This window comes from Halomonas sp. LS-001 (assembly GCF_052983955.1).
The window spans coordinates 3,229,715-3,247,395 of record NZ_CM129816.1; the positions used below are offsets into that span (position 1 = coordinate 3,229,715).

A 17,681-nucleotide genomic window follows, 5' to 3' on the forward strand; every position below is an offset into this window, starting at 1 on the left:
TGACAAACAGGGAATCCCCCTGTTAAAGCCAATCACGTTGAATGTGATCCACATCCAGCGTGCCCGGGCGGCAAGCCATTGCGTCTATCGCGCTGCCCTGCCATTAATTCAATACTGATCAATTCAATACTTGCAGACTATATTATCTTATTCTGGTCGTAAAATGCGCTTCTGTGCAAGCACAATGTCATTATTACGTCACACACTCATGATTCAAAAGGCGTTAACGGCTCAGTGTCGGCTGAAAGATGGCGAATTAGCCCACTTCAACACGGTTGCGTCCCTGGGTTTTCGCTTGGTAAAGGGCTCTATCTGCGCGGGAGTACAGGCGTTCAAAAGAAACATTGTCACGACGCTCGGTAGCCAACCCTAGGCTGACAGTTACCGACGTGGGTATGCCAAGCTGTTGCTGCGATAGCGTGGCAATACGCTGGCGTATTCGCTCGGCAAGCTCCCAGGCACCATCAGCACCCGTATCAGGCATGAGCACGCAGAACTCCTCCCCGCCCAGACGCGCCACGATATCGCCCTTGCGGGATACCGACATCAGCGCTTCTGCGAACACCTGAAGAATACGATCCCCCGCCGGATGACCAAAACTGTCGTTCACCTGCTTAAAATGATCAATATCAAGCAGTGCCAGACTCAAGACCGCCCCGTCTCTCAGGTTTTCATGATGCAAGTTATTCATGAAATCAAGTAGATAGCGTCGATTACCAAGCCCAGTGAGTTCGTCAGCCAGACTGAGTCTGGTGACTCTCTCATGCTCACGATTGAGACGCAGAAGAGCCAACAGCAGCCCCAATAGCAGTAACAGAATGACAAAGATCAGCACGCCAATCACAAGGGCCAGGCGCTCCATAATGATGCGCTGCTTACCAGCCTCTGAATGAACAAGATCGCTAAGATCGCTATAGGCTTGCGCCAAGTCGTTTTCAATCGCAAAACCCAAGTCGAGCAGCTCATTATAAGATACTCCGGAATTCGGCTGACTGGCCAACTGCAGTTCAAAAAGCGCATCTTTTACGTCGGCAAGACGATTAACCGACGGTGCATAATTCTCTCTGCCTAGCTGACTGGCACTCAAGCTGAAACTAACGACATCAATATGCTTGGGGATTCGCCACAGCAAATTGTCAAGCCGATCATTCAGCACAGCATCTTGCGGGCGCTCACGCAACGCATACAGGGTATGGCGAAGCAAAATGGCATGTGACTGTGGCCTGACGATCTGAGCGGCGAGGAATGTATAGTTGGTTCCCAAGTGCTGGCGTGCCTGAAACATGTAAAGCGCGGTTACCGCAATGCCTATGCTCCCCAGCAAGACAACCCCCAGAATTATTTGCCAAGCGAATACCCGGTTGAAATATAGCTTCATTGAATGGAAATATTCCGAATTGACCAAATCCAATCCATCATACTCGCCTTACCCGACTCAACAGCTTCGGCTTCAGCCGGAATCATCAACAGGCTGGGTCCTAGCTTTTCCAACGTCAGAGGCTCACCATCCAGCCGTGTCGCCAATAGGTAATCTCGTGCTTGACGGTCATCGGGCGTAATAAAAGTAGTGTAATCGTCATGAGCGATAAACCGCAAAGTTGCTGTCTCAGCAATTCCCTCAGCCGCCATTAAATCCTCAAGCCATACGCCTGCAAAACTCCCTTGGGAACCCTCGAAATGTTTCAGGGTAGTTTCATAAAGCGGCAAGGATTCGATATCAGCGCGACTGAGCGCGCGGCGCTCCTCCAGGCCGTACAGTGTAAGAATAGGCGTTTCATCCTGTGACGGAGAGAGTGTACTTGGCGTGGTCTCAGCCGCCTGGACGGACATCGTCAAAACGCTGACGATGAAGGCGAGCACTATCGGTATCCGTAAAAGAAAGGGAGCCATGTGCGGTACCTCTTGGGTTGTAAGCTTAATTTCAGTTGGCGCCTGCCGCATACATAAGGGAGCTTAACCTGTACCCGCTCTTCTCTTCACGAAAAATCATTCAAAACGCTTTTACCTGACGTTATTTCACGTATTTATAGGGAGCAAAGCGAAGCTTCTTATTACAGACCCATGACATGAATACCTGATGAAAGCAGCGACACATTGACCAAAGTGCCCAGTGAAAGTTGATTGCGACGGGCCGCGTGAGTGCTCACATCAAAACGCAGCGTATCACCATGCGCGACCCGCAATGCCACTGAGGTCATCCCACCCAGCACGACGACTTCACTCACCGTTGCTGCCACAGGATTTTCACGTTCGCCCCTGGAAGGCCGGTCACGGCGATGCAACACAATATCGGAAGGAGGAAGATACCAGGTAACGTTATCGCCAATAGCGCAGGTGTCGAGCTGCGCTTGCAACAAGGCATCCACTTCAAGCGCAATACCTCCCCATAGCAGATAACGCTGCCCATGGTTTTCCGCTAACGTCGCCTGAAAGACATTTTGACGGTCGAGCAGTCTTGCGACACTTGCAGACACCGGGCGACGGAATATCTTATCAGGAGGCCCGGTTTGCAGGCTTTTGCCGTTATGCAGCACGCAGATATTGTCTGCCAGGGCAGCAGCTTCGTTGAGGTCGTGGGTTACCAGCACAATCGGTATATCGATCTGTTGGCGCAATAATGCCAGCTCTCGCTGCAAGCGACGCCGGGTTACCTGATCAACCGCTGCAAAGGGTTCATCCAGCAGCAAAACTTGTGGTTCACGGGCCAGGGCTCTTGCCAGGGCCACCCGCTGACGTTGACCGCCCGACAGTTCATGCGGAAAACGGCTGCCCAGCCCCTCCAGTTTCACCCGGGCAAGCCAGTCTTCGGCATGGTGGGTACGCGCCGGTTTGGGAAGATGGCGTAGCGGGACAGCGACATTATCGCGCGCGGTTAAATGCGGGAAAAGTGCGTAATCCTGAAAGACAATGCCGACCCGCCGACGCTGAGGGGAAAGCGAATACTTGAGATGCGCATCGAACCATACGCAGCCGTTGCAGCGGATCATCCCTTCAGCAGGCTGGTAGAGGCCTGCGATGGCACGCAGCAGCGTTGTCTTCCCGCTCCCGGAAGGCCCGACCAGCGCCAGCAGTTCGCCACTCTGACAGGCAAATTCGGCCTGCAAGGGAATCGGCCCCGATTGGGCGAGCTGTAGCGACAATTCAGCCATGCACCCTCCTGCGCCGTCCGGCCAGGCCGTACACCACACCAATGGTGATAAACGAAACGCTTAACAGTACAGCGGACATCAGGGCAGCGGCTGCCTCGTCAAATGCCTGCATGCGGTCATAAATGGCAATCGCTAGGGTGCGCGTTTCAGCATCAATGGAACCACCTACCATCAGGACAACCCCAAACTCACCCAGGGTATGCGCAAAGGTCAGCGCAAACGCTGACAGCACGCCTGGCCACACCAGCGGCAGCTCGATCCGCCACAAGGTTTGCCAGGGAGAGAGGCCACTGCACCAGGCAGCTTCTCGTAAATTGGCGGGAATACTTTCAAAGGCACGCTGAATCGGTTGAATGGCAAACGGCAGGTTGGCTACCAGCGAGGCCAACAGAATCCCACTAAAGGTGAAGTTCAGACCGCTGCCAAATATACTGACCCACAGGGCACCAAAGGGCGCATCACGGCTGAACGCCACCAGCAGGTAAAAGCCCAACACCGTCGGCGGCAACACCAGCGGCAGGGCCACCAGGGCTTCACACAGCCCCTTGCCACGAAAACGCGCATAGGCCAATGATCGCCCTACCCAGATGCCCAACGGCAGCAGAATCAGGCAGGTCAGCACGGCCAAGCGTAAAGAAACAGACAGTGCGGCCCAATCTATCATCACAGTACGCCATCTTTACAGTGCGCCATCATTGCGGCACAACAAAACCATAGTCACTCAATAGCGTCCGCCCGGTATCCTGCTGAAGCCATTGATAGAACTGCTCGGCCACCTCGCCGGCCTGATGGGTCAGCACCATGCGCTGGCGTAGCGGGTTGTGCCAATCCTCTGGTATAAGCAGGTACTCACTGCGCTTTTCAAGTGCAGGGGCAAGTGCCAGAGAATAGGCGACCAGACCACCGCTGACGTCATCAGCAAGTGCATATTGAGCAGCCTGGGAAACATTCTCGCCAAGAATATGCAAATCAGCCGTCGCCTCCCACAGCCCGGCATGCTCAAGTGCCTCCATGGCAGCGACGCCATAAGGGGCATGTTGCGGGTTGGCCAGGGCAATCCGCTGGCGCTCACCCGCCTGATGAGCGGCCAGCGCCTGCTCTACGGCGCCCAACGGGTTATCTTCATCGAGCTCAGACATACCGGGGCTCTGTAGCCAGGCAAGGCGACCAATCGCATAGATAACACCTTCATCCTGCACATGGCCTTCTTGATGCAGTGCCAACACATAAGATTCATCGGCGGACAGGTAGAGTTCAAACGGCGCGCCCTGGGCAATCTGGCGCCGGAAGTTACCGGAAGAGCCAAAATTAAGCCGCAATGAATGGCCCGTCTGCTGCTCGAAAAGCGCGGCAGCCTCAGTCAGCGCAAACTGCAGATCCGATGCTGCTGCAACAAGTGGCGGCCGTTGCTGGCCATGCACTTGAAACCCACTTGTCAAAAATAACACCATGAAAAGCAGGATATTTCTCACCAACGTTAAACGCATAAGGCACTTACTCAACCTACCTGTTGTTTTACCAGCAACATCACAGAATGAAATTGAAACCATCATTGTCATCTCTGTCGTTTTCATTGTTTTAATTTCTGTTTTACTTTCATGATGTTGCCGCTCATTTTATCAGCCGCCATGTGGCGACTACGTTTGCGTGGCCGAGCCCTGCAAATGGATACTTCCAAACGACATGCTTGCAGCGCTTCTAAGTAAGCCAATTTATTGATTTGTAAAACACGCTGTTAAGAAGCCAACCTGTGGCGCTATCAGCTACCAAACTGTTCAGTCAATGATCCTTGATATCGCCACCCTTCAGGCACTCGTAATTCATGGCTGTGGCTATTTGCCAAGCGGCAGATAGCAACTTCTGGCGGTGTACCACCAATACCAATATTAACTGTCTCGAATACCAACCAGTCACATTGCGTGATGAGCCCACGTTTCTGATCCGCGAAAGCGATATCTTCAAAATGCCCATCCCACGTAAACCCTAGCCCAAGCGCGGCAAGTTTATCCGCCAACTGACGCACCTCAGCCGGTTCAATCAAGCTGATACTTACCAATTCATCGTCTGAACTAACGTTACATTTAGGCAAAGCCGCCTTAAAAGCTCCCCATCCCCCAGCGACCTTTTCCTCTATTGCTGAACCTCGAACAAGAATCGCTGTTGCCTCGACCAATACTGCCATTATTGCGTCTCCCACCAGTTCAGAGAATATGCAGCTATCTATAAAATTGACGCAGATCAAAATTCCACACATTACAGAGTAAAGCTCGACTAACGTAGATGGCTGCAAACCTATACATATGCCAAAGTGAATGTAATTACACACACTAGCAACCATAACAACAAAATGTATTTTTCTGTGGTGGTCAATACGTATGAAATATTCAGATACCACACACGTCAAGCAAACGACTAGCATCGGTTTTCGTGATGCTGATTTGGGCTGGCTATCTTCTCGCTGCATGCAATTACCACCTCACCCGCTTGCCTGTGATAAATGTGTAAATGCCTGCCCTGTTGGCGCGATTGATTTTCAAGATATTGAGAACAGTGGCGAACTCACACTTACTATCAGCGACAACTGCCACGGCTGTTCACAATGTGTACCTGCCTGTCCTTCCGAGGCTATTTTTAGTGCAAAAGTCACTGCACTGATGTCTAAACAAGCGGCACATCAAATACTGGATTTAACCTGCCATCGCGCCGTGAACCAAGACAACAACGGGCATCGTATACACTGCCTTCGTTCTCTTGGCGAGGATGTTTTAGCAGAGCTTGGCGCGAACGCCCTTCCCAACATTGTGACGCTCCATATTCCTGATAATTGCAGGGGTTGTGACGCAGCGCCCATCGAGCCGAACGATGACTGGCTGGCGAGTGCACGTTTGATTTGTCGCCTTGACAATGTTGCCGCACAAAGCCCCTACCAACCACCGCGCAGCGCGATAAGTCGTCGAGACCTGTTACTTGGGCGACCTGAAGTAAGCTTACCAAATGTTTCTTTGGATGACGCAGCGCCCAAAGCCAGGCGTTTGCAACGTCAAGCAAACGCGGCACAAACACTTGGATCCCACGCATCGCCCTCCTATTTAAACTTAATGCTTGATAATGACGCATGTGTTGCCCATGGCGTTTGCTCAAAAGTGTGCCCAACCCAGGCCTTAACAGAGGATGACGGTGCACTGGTTTTTAATCCATCAGAATGTATCAGCTGTGGTCACTGCGAATCCGCCTGCCCAGAAAAAGCACTAACGACTTCCTACGGCGGCAACGGCAACAACATAATTCTTCGTCAATCGGAACATGCGACCTGTCACTCATGCGGTCGTCTATTTCAACAATGCAACACATCAAATAATGAAAACTCAATGCTGACCTGCTCCGCATGCCTACGTGAAGCCACGCTTATGCAGGAAAGCTTTCATGATCTTTTCCAGTAATGATTACACGTTGCCAGCTACTTATCCTTAAGCGCCGGTGGCTTTCTGACAAGACTCGCACTAATAGAGCGAGCCATACCCCGAGGGAGACTCCATGAAATTATTTGAAACGCTAGTTAACCGGCGGCGATTTTTGCAATCGTCAGCGGCTGTGGGGGCTTCTGCCGGGGCCGTCGCTACAGGTATTACCGGGTTAAAAGGGTTTAGCGCAGTGAGTGAGGCACAAGCACCGCGGAGCGAAACCACTATTACCAAAAACGTTTGCGCGCAATGCCCTGCTCGATGTGGTATCGACGTTTACACAACCGATGGCCGCGTGCATGCCATATATGGCGATACCGGTAACCCTATCGCGAATGGCAAACTCTGCCCTAAAGGGCATTTGGGTAGCTATTTTCTTTACGATCCTGACCGTTTCAAAGGCCCGATGAAGCGTACCAACCCTAATAAAGGCCGCGATGAAGACCCAGGGTTTGTTCCGATCTCTTGGGATGAAGCACTGGATACTGTCGCCGGTCGTTTGAACGACCTTCGCCGCAGAGGGGAGTCACATCGTTTTTCGATGTTTTATGGTCGTGGATGGGGCGCTTCTGACGCTGGAATGCAAGGTGACTTTGGGAAGCTATACGGCACACCCAATGCGGCCATCGGCCACTCATCCATGTGTGCGGATGGATCTAAAAAAGCCAAGCACGCAACCGATGGCAACAAGTCTTATAACTCCTACGATTACCGCAACACCAACTATTTGCTCATTATAGGGGCTAGCTTTCTTGAAGCTTTCCGCCCCTATAACAACGTTATGCAAATGTGGGGGGAAATGCGTAGTAAAAGCCCCAAGACGCGCGTTACTACCGTTGACGTACGCATGAGTCCCACTATGGCGGCATCAGATCGGGCGCTTTATATCAAACCAGGCACCGACGGCGCGTTTGCCTTAGCCGTTGCCCATGTCATTTTAAGTGAAGGGCTCTGGGATCGTGAGTTTGTCGGAGATTTCAGAAACCCTAATATGCGATTTATTCCCGGGCAGCGTATTGCTGCTGCCAGCTTCAATGAAAAATGGGTGCATGGCATTGCCGACTGGTGGAATGAAGAACTAATCGATCGCACCCCCGAATGGGCAGAAGAAGTTACTGGCATCAGTGCCAATGACATACGCAAAACCGCGATTGAATTTGGCTCGACGCGGCCTGCCGTCGCCCTGTTTGAACGTGGCGCTACCGGTCACTTCAACGGCACCTACAACGGTATGGCGATTCATAGCTTGAATGCGTTAGTGGGTTCACTATTTGCTGAAGGCGGCCTGGGTTATCAGCAAGGGCCTTCCTATGGCGCGCTGCCTGCTGACGCTAATAATTACCTTGATGATTATGCCCGCAACGGCGCGTGGAAAGAACAGCCGCGCATCGATATGAAAGGCACTGATCGCTGGCCCATGGTGGACAACATGATGCAGGAGGTTGCGCCCAACCACCTCGCAGGCGACCCCTATAAAATCGACACGGCGATGTTCTTCTACACCAATCCTATCTGGTCGGCACCCAACCCAAAAGTTTGGGAAGAAGCCCTTAAAGACGTTTTTATTATCGACACATCACCCTTCCCGGGTGAAACCGCTATGTACGCGGATATTGTGCTTCCAGACAGCACCTACCTGGAACGTCTGCAAGACATTCCCACTTATCCCTTTGAAGGATGGCCGATGGCGGCTCTGCGCGTTCCTGCCATTGAGCCGATCCACGACACGAAAATGTACGGCGACGTTATTATCGAGCTGGGTAAACGTATTGAGGGACCTACGGCAGATTATTATCACGCGCTGGGGAGTATTGAAAATGTGGTTCGTCACCTGGCCGCCGGCTTTGCAGACGACCCTGGTGACAACGGCGTTGATAGCTTTGAGAGTTGGAAAGAGAAAGGCGTGTGGTACAAGAAACCTTATAAGTGGCGCCAGATCCGTGGTGAATTCTATGAATGGGATGGCCAACGCTATAGCCGCCAGTTAAGTGAAGCGGAGGTGCAAGAACACCTCTTCAAGACGCCATCTGGAAAATTTGAAGTACGTTCAGGCTACCTGGAACAACATGCCGCTTATATTGAGCGTGAAATGGGCATCCCAAGTGAGCGTGTTGGATTGGTTCAGTGGGTTGAGCCGAGATACAGCGGCGGTGATGGCGACCTGCATTTTATTACGCCTAAAACACCGCTACACGCTGAAGGGCGTGGTGCCAATATTCCCCAGCAGATGATGATTCACCAGCCCATTGTGGGTGGCCGCAATACGGTTTATTTAGAAGTCCACCCACAAACCGCAAAAGATCGCGGCATCCGTAACGGTGATCGTGTACGCATTACTTCCGACATCGGCAGCATCGAGGCCGAATGCCGTTTTGTCGCCGCGCACCGACCGGACACTTTGGTACTTCCCTTTGAGTATGGCCATTGGGCGCAAGGGCGTTGGGCTAAAAACCGAGGCCCGGGCAATTCCAGCGAAATCACCACCAACCAGTCAGATCCCATCTCCGGCCTGGCAAGCTATTACACCGGCAAGGTAACGCTTGAGCGCGCCTGATAACAATAACCCTGACCGAATAGATTAAGAGGAGAACGACTATGGCAAAGTGGGGAATGGTCATCGACCTGGATAAGTGTACTGGCTGCCAAGCATGTACCACCGCGTGCTCGATGGAGAACAATACGCTACCAGGAGAAACCTGGCAGGACGTTCTCTTTTACAACGCTGGCGAATATCCGAGCGGCCAAATGAAATGGCTACCGCGGCCATGTATGCAGTGTGAAAACCCCTCTTGCGTACATGTATGTCCAACTCGCGCAACCTATAAAGATCCTGATGCAGGCGGCATTGTCTTTGTTGACTGGAACAAATGCATTGGTTGCAAATACTGCATGATTGCCTGCCCCTACGGCGTGCGCTTTTATGCTGATGAAAAACCACTGATTGAACCAGATATCCGCGACGTTTTTCCAGGTGAAAACGCCCAGTTATGGAGTCCTCCCTACCAGAGTCCTGATGAAGACTGGCGTCGTGGCATTGGTATCCAGCCAAAAGGTGTAGTGTCCAAATGTACTTTCTGCTACCACAAGGTAAAAAACGCGCCTGAAGGAACCGCGGATCTTGATGAGGATAATCCTGACGTTAAAGAATACGTTCCTGCTTGCGTGCGCACCTGCGCACCTAAAGCGCGTTATTTTGGCGATCTTGATAATCCGGAAAGCCACGTTAACCAGCTAATTGGTGACAAGCACGGTGTGCGCCTTAAGGACCATACCGGTAATAAACCGCAGGTCTATTACCTGGGCGCTGGCGCGGGCGTACCTGCCTTTACACCTGCAGACAGGGAGAATGACGCATGACCACACAACAACACAAAAATGCCCTCCAAGGCCCACTAGGATGGGGGCTTTTAGTCATTGCAATGGCAGTGCTACTGATTAGCTTGGGTTATGCATTTTCTCAAATCATCGCGAATGGCCATACATCATTCAATACAAGCTCTGCTCTACCCTGGGGCCAACCCATTGCTACTTATGTTTTTTTTGCACTCGGATCATCTGGTCTGGGGCTAATTGCATCTTTACCGTTAGTATTCGGTTTTAAGCAGTATTACCCGATCGCGAAACGTTGCGTATTCCTGGCCTTTGCACTGCTCATATCAGGAATGATCGTACTAGCACTAGAGCTTGGCCACGTGTTCCGTATGTTGTGGGTCATACCTGCAAACCTGCAGGTGCAATCCGCCATGTTCTGGATGGGGGCCTTCTACGCACTCGACTTACTGTTTTTGCTATGGAAATTCAGCAAACTTCAAGGTGGCCACTGGGATAGTAAAACAGCAAAACAGGTAGGTATTGCGTCGTTTGTTGGTGTTCTACTGGCTAGCGGTAACCTAGCGCTAATCTTTGGCATGATGAGCATGCGTCCTTTTTGGTTTGATCCACTTATGCCCGTTTACTTCTATGTCACCGGTATCACCACCGCTGTCGCAATATTGGTGCTTCTAACGTACTTAGCTTATGCCTTCAAACAGACACGTATGCCCGCTCCACTGCAGGCACTTTTAACAGGCCCGCTTCCCAAATTATTTGCAGCATGCGTGGGGGTTACGCTTTTGCTCATCGCCGTCCGAGCCATCACCGGCTTATATAGCAATAATCCTGAAATTAACGTTGTATGGACCGATTACTTATTTAAGTCAGGTGTATACATTGCCGCATTGCTGATTGGTCTTTTGCTGCCTTTTGTTATCTTGCTTAGCAAACTACGCAACAGCATGGGTATACAAGTAGTTGCTGCATTGCTAGTGACAGTCGCTATGTTTGCAGAACGGCTCTACTTTGTGGTGGGTGGTCAGGTAGTCCCCCTTTTCAAGGGCACATGGATACCTGATCTCATTAGTTACACGCCCTCTGCAACGGAGTGGTCATTGACCTTTATCGGCTTTGCGTTGTGCTTTGTGATTTACCTGCTAGGTGAAAAGTTTTTAAATTTAGGTGATATGCCAAGCCAAATGATTGATCACACAACGCCGCGAAAACCCATAGAAGCCACGGCATAAATCGTTCATCGCAATAAACACGGGAGAAGAGGCAGCTTATTTTTAATAAGCTGCCCTTTACTATAATGAAGTCAACAACCTTTCCTGACCTGATACCCCACGCAGAGTTTGCTATGTGCATGGCTCGAGCGACTCAATGCCATTTTGCCAATATCACACTCGCTGAGATGCAAGGCCCACTTATCGAGGATTTGCGACAGCTCTCAAATGTGCTGCCTACGCTTGAAGCTGAGCAGATTGACGCTCTTGAGCATGCTTTTAACGCCTTGACAGGTACCCAGCAGCTACTGCTCGGTTACAGTAAGCTTTTTCTTGCGCCGCCTGCTCCGGCACCCTTAAATCTTGGTGCCTACCTGGACGGCAGCTTAATGGCGCGAAGTGTACAAGCAATGGAAATGCTTTATCGGAAGTATGGGTTGGAGCGAGATAGTCACTTTCATGAACTCCCAGATCATCTATCGCTTAACCTGCAGTGGCTTGCCTGGGTGTTTAGCGAAATTGCCGAATCTGAGCAGCACAACGCACACAACATAGCGGCCATTAGCGATGCAGCGACTATGCTACGCGATTTCAGCTTACCTGCCCTTGAAGGCATTCGGCGTAAAGTGGTTGCTGCTTCTGGCGATACCATTACCCAACCCTGGCGCTTATTGATTGAACTGATCCAGTCTCAGTTAACAAATGATCTGAATATCTTAGCGCCGTATGCAGCTCAGTCCTTTGCAAACACGTCCGTTGCAAAAGAGACACTTGGCAGCGATCTATCAATGGCGCAAGTGCATACATTTGAAACCAGCGACGCCCCCAAAGAACAGCTAATTTGTCGCAGCTGTGGCTCATCTTTTGAAAGCTCCCCTGTCCTTGCCGAAATGCGTAAACGCCTTCAGGAGGCAGGTGTCAGCGCTGACCACATGAGCCTTTGCTCTCGCTGCCAAAACAGCGATAACAATGCAGCCATGAAGCCACCTGGTTCCAATATCAAGGCGTGGCAATAGCGAGTCATATTCGACAACTCAGTCAACCTTAACTGGTGGCTTGGCAGATTTATGACATTATCAAGCAAATCGACGCTGAGACCTGTGTAACCATGAATTCCATACACCCACACTGCGAAGTTATCGCTGCATATACGCTAACCGATGCCAACGGCGATACGCTTGCCGCATCCACACCGGAAACCCCGCTACGCTATATACACGGTGCTGGACAGATGATCGCGGCGCTAGAGACCGCAATATCAGGACATCAAGAAGGGGACGAGCTTAACGTGACGCTCACACCCGAGCAGGCTTACGGTCATCATCGCCCTGAACTTGTTTTTGAAGCGGTACGTGAGAATCTGCCAGCTGGGAAAGAGCTCCACGTCGGCATGACATTGACTCCAGGCGGCCAACAAGGGAAATTTTCATTAAAAGTAGTAGCGCTAACTGAACGAGGCGCTCTCCTCGATGGGAACCACCCGTTAGCGGGAAAAACCGTCAACTGGCAGATCAAGATATTAGCCGTCAACTCACCCAAAACAGATTGGCAAGAAGAACACCAGCCTATCAGGTGGGTTAACATCTGAGAGATTCTCGCGAATATTTCCAATAACATCAGTGGGCAATACTGAATAATGGACTAATATCAGCACTCTCCTCAATTTCTGCTGGAAGTCATTGCCCGTCTCCAGGTTCTGACAGGCCAAATTGAAGACAACAAAAAAGCGCCCTAAGGCGCTTGATTGCTGGGTTTAAGAGTCTTTTGGGAACTCTTGAACCCTATATCTGGTGGGTCGTGTAGGATTCGAACCTACGACCAATTGATTAAAAGTCAACTGCTCTACCAACTGAGCTAACGACCCTTAGCGGGTTCGAGTGGTGGGTCGTGTAGGATTCGAACCTACGACCAATTGATTAAAAGTCAACTGCTCTACCAACTGAGCTAACGACCCCCCGAACGGATGCATATAGTACGGATAGCGCCCGACTTTCGCAAGTACTTTTTCTCTTTAATGTCTTAAACGACCGTCACTGACAACAATGTTTAACGGCTTAATGGCGTTTGGGCTTACGCATTGCTTGCACCGGACGACGCTTGTTCTTGTCACGGCTCCAGCGGTTTTTCTCATCCGGCGTCAATTCTGGCACTTTGCGCGACTCAAGCCCTGACAAGGTCGCCAGGTCATCCACTTCTGCCTGGGAAAGCTCGACCCATTCACCGGCCTTGGCGCGTTTATCCAGAAAGATATTGCCATAGCGTACGCGTTTCAGACGGCTAACCGTGAGGGCCTGGGACTCCCAGAGGCGGCGCACTTCACGGTTACGGCCTTCCAGAATCACCACATGGAACCAGGTGTTGATTCCCTCTCCACCGAACTCCTGTACGTCGGTAAAGCGTGCCGGGCCATCTTCGAGCATGACGCCGTCTACCATCGCCACGATATGTTCTTTTTTCACTTCGCCCATCACGCGAACGGCGTATTCGCGTTCCACCTGGGTAGACGGATGCATCAGCCGGTTGGCTAATTCACCATCCGTGGTAAACAGCAGCAGGCCACTGGTATTGATATCCAGACGCCCGATCGCGATCCAACGCTCGCCTTTCAGGCGCGGCAAGCGATCAAAGACAGTGCGTCGCCCTTCCGGGTCTTTGCGGGTACACAGTTCGCCTTCTGGCTTGTTGTACATGATGACACGGCGTGGCACTTCTTCTTCTGCCACGAGCGTCACCGGCCGTTCATCAAAAGTAACCCTATCCTGAGTTTCGATACGGTCACCCAGGGTGGCCACACGGTTATTGACGCGCACACGGCCATCGCTGATGGCTTTTTCCATTTCGCGCCGTGAACCTAACCCGGCACGGGCCAGGACTTTCTGCAGCTTTTCACCGCTGGGGGCATTAGTGTTCTGATTCTGACTCATGGTCATCTGACCTCTTTATGTCTTTCTCCGTGGCCCCATCATCCTGTGATGAAGGCTGCTCACGGGCCGCAAGCCGTGCTTCCAGGTCAGCAAAGCTAAGCGGTTGGGTTAACGCCGTCTCGGCGTGTGGGTCGGCCTCATCGGCCGTCTCGGGGGGCGCATCCTGCACCGTTTTTGCGTCGCCGTCCAGCGCCGCATTTTCACTATCTGAATGACGCGCGTCGTTAACTGAATCACTCTCGTACCCGTCAGACGTACCGTGCTCATCAGGCTCTTCCAGGCCAGCGCTGGTCAAAACGTCCATAAAGCGCTCGTCAGGCGCGTCTTCACCTTCGGCAACCAGCGCATGCATGGGTGGCAAGGCATCAAGGGTTTTGAGACCAAAATCATCCAGAAAGCTGCGCGTGGTGGCAAATACCGCCGGACGCCCAGGCACATCACGATGGCCTACGATACGAATCCAGCCGCGCTCCATCAAGGTACGCATAATGGTACTGCTGACCGCAACCCCGCGCACCTCTTCGATATCACCACGGGTCACCGGCTGGCGATAGGCAATCAGCGCCAGGGTTTCAAGCAGTGCTCGAGAATAGCGCTGCGGACGCTCGTCCCATAGCCGTGATACCCAGGGCGATAGCCACGGACGAATGCGCAGCTGGTAGCCTGAGGCGGTTTCAAGAAGCTCAAGAGCGCCGCTGGCGTGTCTTTCCCCCAGGCGTGAAAGCGACTGCTTGAAATCAGCGCGGGGCGGACACTCCGCCTCACGAAAAAGGCTTTCCAGACGCTCCAGCGCCAGCGGTTCACCGGCGGCCAGTAGCGCCGCTTCAATAATATCATCCAGTGTTGTGGTGGCGTCACTCATGCAGGCTCCTCATCAAAAGCGTCATCCTGCTGGTGGCGGGCGCGAACATGAATCGGTGATAACGGCGCATTCTGCACAATCTCGATCATGGCTTCCTTGGCCAGTTCAAGAATGGCCATGAACGTCACCACGACACCTGCACGCCCTTCTTCCAGCTGGAACAAGGATTCGAAGGGCGTGTAGCGGCGGGGCGCCTGCTGCAGTTGATCCATGATCGCCAACATGCGCTCGCGCGTGGAAAGCACTTCACGGCTGATATTATGCGCCTGAGCCAGATCAGCGCGCTTGAGAAGCTCCGTCAAGGCGCCCAGCAGCTCATCCAGTTCCACCTCCGGGTGAATGACCCGTGATTCCAGTGGCGGCAGCCCCGCATGCACGCTGAACCAGTCGCGGCCCATGCGCGGCAGCGTATCCAGCGATTCCGCCGCTTCCTTGAGTCGCTCGTACTCCTGCAGGCGGCGAATCAACTCGGCGCGCGGATCTTCGCCTTCGTCGTCTTCTTCTTTGGGCGGGCGCGGCAGCAGGGTGCGCGATTTGATCTCGGCCAGCATCGCCGCCATCAGTAGGTATTCACCGGCCAGCTCGATTTCCATGGCCTTCATCAGCTCAACATATTCGATATACTGATGGGTGATCGTGGCGACGTTGATGGTCAGAATATCCAGGTTCTGGCGGCGAATCAGGTACAGAAGAAGATCCAGCGGCCCTTCAAAGGCTTCGAGAAACACGCGCAGCGCTTCGGGAGGAATATACAGATCCTCCGGCATCTGGGTAATCGGTTCATCAAACAGACGCGCCACGGCCTGTGACACCTGCTGCTCTGCCGCCGCTTCCTGCGTCGCGTCCATAGTCGTCTGTTGGCTCTAAGGTGGATGAATGATGATGGTGCGTTTTTCAGGATAACCACTTGCTTGCTTAGGTTACTGCGCCTCTGTCGCCTTGCGATAGCGTCCCTGATAATCAAACAGTTTATCGCGAATCTGGAAGTGCCGCCCGACCTTGCGCCCGACAACAAAATCCGGGGCCCGCAGGCGCTGTTGTTCCCCTATGACCTCGTCGGGCGTCATCGGTTGCCAGCCAGATGCCGGTGCCCGCAAGTGGTCGCGCAGAAAAGCGGCATAAAACGCTCGGCGTTGCGCCTGGGTTTCCAGCGCAAACCATTCGGCCAGAGTGGCACCGTCTTCGTCATGATAGGTGACTTTCAAGCGTGGCAGCCCGCGCCCGTTAATGGTGGCCTCAAGTTGCATGCCGCTGACTCGCAGAACGCGGGCATCTTTGAGTTTCAGGGCGTCCTTGAGCTTGTCATCGGCATCCACCAGTAACTGCTGGCAGCCATGACAACGCCGGGCGGCAATATCATTTTCCGCGCCACAGTCGCCGCACACTTTAAAGCGGAAACGAAATTCGCACTGTTGTTTAGCGGCCTTCGCTGTCACACCCTCGTTGTCAGCGTCCACCAGCCCCTGGCAACGGCGACCAAAATGCTCGATCACCACTTCGCCGTCGCGCTTCCCCCAGAACAGGTTAGCGTGCCCGCAAGCCGGGCATTCTACCTGTACAGGTTCACTGTCGCTGTCAGGCTTTGGCGACCCCACCTCCGGCGCGTAAACATCCCAGGGGTTACCGGCGTAATCAAGAATCAGGCAGTCGCTTTTATCCGCAGACAAGCGCAGCCCACGCCCCACAATCTGCTGATACAGGCTAACCGACTCCGTGGGGCGCAGGATCGCGATCAGGTCCACATGGGGCGCATCAAAGCCGGTCGTCAGCACTGCCACGTTGACCAGATATTTTAGCTGTTGCGCCTTGAAGGCCTCAATCCGCTGAGTACGCGCCTGCGACTCGGTGGCACCGGTAATCAGGGCCGCCTGATCCTTGGGCAGGTAGCCGAGAATTTCTTCGCCGTGAGCCACCGTGGCGGCAAAGATCATCACCCCACGGCGGTCTTCAGCGTGCTGGATGATATCGGCGATAATCTGGGGTGTCGCCCGGTTGCCAGCCACCACACGGTTGATTTCCTCTTCGCGAAACGCGCCGCTGGCGCCCGGCGTCAATGCGGAAAAATCATAATGCGCCACCGCCATGTCGCGACGCACCGGGGGCGCCAGATACCCCTGTTTGACCATCAGCCGCAGCGGCTGCTCAAACACGCAATCGCGGAAAAAGCTGTCTTCATCACCACGCACCATACCGTGGTGGTGGCGATAATAGATAAACCCCTGCCCCAGGCGGTAAGGTGTGGCGGTCAGGCCGAGAATCTTTAGCTGCGGGTTATGCTGTTGCAGATGCGTAATCACCTGGCGATAGCTGGCATCTTCACTGGGCGATACCCGGTGGCATTCATCAATCACCAGCAAGGTAAACCGTGCATCACTAAAGCTTTCCAGATTGCGGACCACCGACTGCACCGAACCAAACACCACCTGACGCCCGGCTTCCTTGCGCTTCAAACCGGCGCTGAAGATGTCCGCCGCAAGGCCATAAGCCTCATATTTGGCATGGTTCTGCTCGACCAGTTCGCGCACATGGGCCAGCACCAGCACGCGCCCACGGGCAATCCGCGCCAGCTCGGCAATCACCAGGGATTTTCCGCTACCGGTCGGCAGCACGACTACCGCCGGGTCGCTTCCGCCGCGAAAATGCGTCACCACGCGCTCAACCGCCTCGCGCTGGTAGGGGCGAAGGGCTGGCGGGGATGACAATAAAGGCGACCCTTGGGTCGCCTTATGGTGGTGGCTGGCAGGCAT

Annotated in this window: 16 protein-coding genes, 2 tRNA genes and 1 pseudogene; 7 read left to right on the plus strand and 12 right to left on the minus strand. The window is 53.1% G+C overall.

The annotated features are described in order from the left end of the window. Window positions 1-256: 256 nt before the first annotated feature. From ACU6TU_RS14270 to ACU6TU_RS14295, 6 genes are all read right to left on the minus strand, one after another. Entirely contained in the window at window positions 257-1,378 is a 1,122-nt protein-coding gene (locus tag ACU6TU_RS14270; RefSeq protein WP_447142058.1) for a diguanylate cyclase, read from the minus strand. Next, window positions 1,375-1,890: a hypothetical protein gene (locus ACU6TU_RS14275; protein WP_447142059.1), complete on the minus strand. Its 516-nt coding sequence runs from the start codon at window positions 1,888-1,890 to the stop codon at window positions 1,375-1,377. Before ACU6TU_RS14275 ends, ACU6TU_RS14270 begins: the two co-directional genes overlap by 4 nt. A 161-nt stretch (window positions 1,891-2,051) precedes the next feature. Beyond that, a complete protein-coding gene (locus tag ACU6TU_RS14280) occupies window positions 2,052-3,149 on the minus strand; it encodes an ABC transporter ATP-binding protein (RefSeq protein ID WP_447142060.1) in 1,098 nt (365 codons plus the stop codon). Further along, window positions 3,142-3,813, minus strand: a complete 672-nt coding sequence (modB, locus tag ACU6TU_RS14285) for a molybdate ABC transporter permease subunit (RefSeq protein WP_447142061.1) — start codon at window positions 3,811-3,813, stop codon at window positions 3,142-3,144. The genes ACU6TU_RS14280 and modB overlap by 8 nt, the downstream gene beginning before the upstream one ends. 28 nt (window positions 3,814-3,841) lie before the next feature. After that, complete coding sequence (gene modA, locus ACU6TU_RS14290) at window positions 3,842-4,597, minus strand: molybdate ABC transporter substrate-binding protein (RefSeq protein WP_447144263.1); 756 nt, start codon at window positions 4,595-4,597, stop codon at window positions 3,842-3,844. Window positions 4,598-4,908: 311 nt separating this feature from the next. Continuing rightward, a complete protein-coding gene (locus tag ACU6TU_RS14295; protein ID WP_447142062.1) occupies window positions 4,909-5,331 on the minus strand; it encodes a hypothetical protein in 423 nt (140 codons plus the stop codon). A 193-nt stretch (window positions 5,332-5,524) separates the two neighbouring features. Here ACU6TU_RS14295 and ACU6TU_RS14300 point away from each other — a divergent pair, with 193 nt between their 5' ends. From ACU6TU_RS14300 to ACU6TU_RS14330, 7 genes and pseudogenes are all read left to right on the plus strand, one after another. Next, window positions 5,525-6,589, plus strand: coding sequence for a 4Fe-4S binding protein (locus ACU6TU_RS14300; protein WP_447142063.1), 1,065 nt, complete (start codon window positions 5,525-5,527; stop codon window positions 6,587-6,589). A 94-nt stretch (window positions 6,590-6,683) separates the two neighbouring features. Then, window positions 6,684-9,164: a molybdopterin-dependent oxidoreductase gene (locus tag ACU6TU_RS14305; RefSeq protein ID WP_447142064.1), complete on the plus strand. Its 2,481-nt coding sequence runs from the start codon at window positions 6,684-6,686 to the stop codon at window positions 9,162-9,164. 41 nt (window positions 9,165-9,205) lie between these two features. Then, window positions 9,206-9,274 (plus strand): annotated as a pseudogene (locus tag ACU6TU_RS14310) (4Fe-4S binding protein); the annotation flags it as partial. Between the two features lie 3 nt (window positions 9,275-9,277). Then, window positions 9,278-9,967 (plus strand): 4Fe-4S dicluster domain-containing protein, encoded by a 690-nt coding sequence (locus ACU6TU_RS14315; protein ID WP_447144264.1) that lies wholly within the window; start codon window positions 9,278-9,280, stop codon window positions 9,965-9,967. Beyond that, a complete protein-coding gene (nrfD, locus tag ACU6TU_RS14320) occupies window positions 9,964-11,169 on the plus strand; it encodes an NrfD/PsrC family molybdoenzyme membrane anchor subunit (protein ID WP_447142065.1) in 1,206 nt (401 codons plus the stop codon). The genes ACU6TU_RS14315 and nrfD overlap by 4 nt, the downstream gene beginning before the upstream one ends. 119 nt (window positions 11,170-11,288) lie before the next feature. After that, on the plus strand, window positions 11,289-12,164 hold the full coding sequence (locus ACU6TU_RS14325; protein ID WP_447142066.1) for a molecular chaperone TorD family protein: 876 nt from the start codon (window positions 11,289-11,291) through the stop codon (window positions 12,162-12,164). A 92-nt stretch (window positions 12,165-12,256) separates the two neighbouring features. Continuing rightward, window positions 12,257-12,736 (plus strand): FKBP-type peptidyl-prolyl cis-trans isomerase, encoded by a 480-nt coding sequence (locus ACU6TU_RS14330; RefSeq protein ID WP_447142067.1) that lies wholly within the window; start codon window positions 12,257-12,259, stop codon window positions 12,734-12,736. A gap of 200 nt (window positions 12,737-12,936) precedes the next feature. On the opposite strand, the gene ACU6TU_RS14335 is transcribed toward ACU6TU_RS14330, so the two are convergent. The 6 genes from ACU6TU_RS14335 to ACU6TU_RS14360 form a co-directional block, all read right to left on the minus strand. Next, window positions 12,937-13,012, minus strand: a tRNA-Lys gene (locus tag ACU6TU_RS14335). 14 nt (window positions 13,013-13,026) lie between these two features. Beyond that, window positions 13,027-13,102, minus strand: a tRNA-Lys gene (locus tag ACU6TU_RS14340). A gap of 100 nt (window positions 13,103-13,202) precedes the next feature. Next, window positions 13,203-14,072: a 23S rRNA pseudouridine(2605) synthase RluB gene (rluB, locus tag ACU6TU_RS14345; protein ID WP_447142068.1), complete on the minus strand. Its 870-nt coding sequence runs from the start codon at window positions 14,070-14,072 to the stop codon at window positions 13,203-13,205. Then, window positions 14,050-14,934 (minus strand): SMC-Scp complex subunit ScpB, encoded by an 885-nt coding sequence (gene scpB / locus ACU6TU_RS14350; RefSeq protein ID WP_447142069.1) that lies wholly within the window; start codon window positions 14,932-14,934, stop codon window positions 14,050-14,052. The genes rluB and scpB overlap by 23 nt, the downstream gene beginning before the upstream one ends. Further along, a complete protein-coding gene (locus tag ACU6TU_RS14355; protein ID WP_447142070.1) occupies window positions 14,931-15,782 on the minus strand; it encodes a segregation and condensation protein A in 852 nt (283 codons plus the stop codon). Before ACU6TU_RS14355 ends, scpB begins: the two co-directional genes overlap by 4 nt. Window positions 15,783-15,854: 72 nt before the next feature. Further along, a complete protein-coding gene (locus tag ACU6TU_RS14360; RefSeq protein ID WP_447142071.1) occupies window positions 15,855-17,681 on the minus strand; it encodes a DEAD/DEAH box helicase in 1,827 nt (608 codons plus the stop codon).

Excerpts from the sequence above, each read along its gene's own strand:
- ACU6TU_RS14270 (WP_447142058.1), bottom strand. The coding sequence starts at position 1,378 with ATGAAGCTATATTTCAACCGGGTATTCGCTTGGCAAATAATTCTGGGG.
- ACU6TU_RS14295 (WP_447142062.1), bottom strand. The coding sequence starts at position 5,331 with ATGGCAGTATTGGTCGAGGCAACAGCGATTCTTGTTCGAGGTTCAGCA.
- ACU6TU_RS14275 (WP_447142059.1), bottom strand. The coding sequence starts at position 1,890 with ATGGCTCCCTTTCTTTTACGGATACCGATAGTGCTCGCCTTCATCGTC.
- scpB (WP_447142069.1), bottom strand. The coding sequence starts at position 14,934 with ATGAGTGACGCCACCACAACACTGGATGATATTATTGAAGCGGCGCTA.
- rluB (WP_447142068.1), bottom strand. The coding sequence starts at position 14,072 with ATGAGTCAGAATCAGAACACTAATGCCCCCAGCGGTGAAAAGCTGCAG.
- ACU6TU_RS14325 (WP_447142066.1), top strand. The coding sequence starts at position 11,289 with ATGGCTCGAGCGACTCAATGCCATTTTGCCAATATCACACTCGCTGAG.
- nrfD (WP_447142065.1), top strand. The coding sequence starts at position 9,964 with ATGACCACACAACAACACAAAAATGCCCTCCAAGGCCCACTAGGATGG.
- ACU6TU_RS14360 (WP_447142071.1), bottom strand. The coding sequence starts at position 17,681 with ATGCCTGCCAGCCACCACCATAAGGCGACCCAAGGGTCGCCTTTATTG.
- ACU6TU_RS14355 (WP_447142070.1), bottom strand. The coding sequence starts at position 15,782 with ATGGACGCGACGCAGGAAGCGGCGGCAGAGCAGCAGGTGTCACAGGCC.
- modB (WP_447142061.1), bottom strand. The coding sequence starts at position 3,813 with ATGATAGATTGGGCCGCACTGTCTGTTTCTTTACGCTTGGCCGTGCTG.
- ACU6TU_RS14315 (WP_447144264.1), top strand. The coding sequence starts at position 9,278 with ATGGAGAACAATACGCTACCAGGAGAAACCTGGCAGGACGTTCTCTTT.
- ACU6TU_RS14280 (WP_447142060.1), bottom strand. The coding sequence starts at position 3,149 with ATGGCTGAATTGTCGCTACAGCTCGCCCAATCGGGGCCGATTCCCTTG.
- ACU6TU_RS14330 (WP_447142067.1), top strand. The coding sequence starts at position 12,257 with ATGAATTCCATACACCCACACTGCGAAGTTATCGCTGCATATACGCTA.
- ACU6TU_RS14305 (WP_447142064.1), top strand. The coding sequence starts at position 6,684 with ATGAAATTATTTGAAACGCTAGTTAACCGGCGGCGATTTTTGCAATCG.
- ACU6TU_RS14300 (WP_447142063.1), top strand. The coding sequence starts at position 5,525 with ATGAAATATTCAGATACCACACACGTCAAGCAAACGACTAGCATCGGT.